The organism is Ulvibacter sp. 2305UL32-6, assembly GCF_058148545.1.
The window spans coordinates 1-898 of the sequence record NZ_JBYVKA010000048.1 but is presented as its reverse complement, the minus strand read 5'-3'; the positions used below and the strand labels follow the sequence as shown (position 1 = coordinate 898).

At 45.1% G+C, this 898-nt stretch carries 1 pseudogene; it reads right to left on the bottom strand.

Annotated elements, in window-relative coordinates:
* Positions 1–898 (bottom strand): annotated as a pseudogene (locus ACY2RU_RS17640) (hypothetical protein); the annotation flags it as partial.

Here is an 898-nt window from a genome sequence, read left to right as displayed (position 1 = left end):
GGATACTGAAAGCGAAGCGATTCCGCAGTTATCAGTACTTCCGCCGTCGATATCGGCTGCCGTAATTGTTACCATTCCGGCGGCATCTAATTGGGCTGTAAATGGACTACAGATAGCTACTGGAGCAACGTTATCTTCAACCGTTACTGTTGTGGTGCAGGTTGAGATATTTCCGTTGACGTCGGTTACCGTAAGTATTACTGTGTTTGGACCGACATCGGCACATGTAAAAGTGCTTGGAGACACTGAAAGCGAATCGATTCCACAGGCATCTGTAGAACCACCGTCTACATCAGCTCCCGTTATCGTTACATTTCCAGTTGCATCTAATTGTGCTGTAAATGGACTACAGATAGCTAAAGGAGCAACGTTATCTTCAACCGTTACTGTTGTGGTGCAAGTTGACATATTGCCGTTGACATCGGTTACTGTGAGTGTAACCGTATTTGGACCGACATCGACGCAGGTAAAAGTACTTGGGGAGATTGAAAGCGAAGCGATTCCGCAGTTATCAGTACTTCCACCGTCGATATCGGCTGCAGTAATTGTAGCCATTCCAGCTGCATCTAATTGTGCTGTAAATGGACTACAAATCGCAATAGGGTCTATATTATCTTCAACGGTTACTGTTGATGTGCAGGTTGAGATATTTCCATTGACATCGGTTACCGTAAGTGTTACCGTATTTGGTCCAACATCGGCACAGGTAAAGGTACTTGGAGATACTGAAAGCGAAGCGATTCCGCAGTTATCAGTACTTCCACCGTCGATATCGGCACCTGTTATTGTTGCATTTCCAGTTGCGTCTAATTGTGTTGTAAAATCTTGACAAACAGCCACGGGAGCTTCATTGTCATTAACAGTTACATCAAAACTACAGGTCGCCGTATTACCCGCC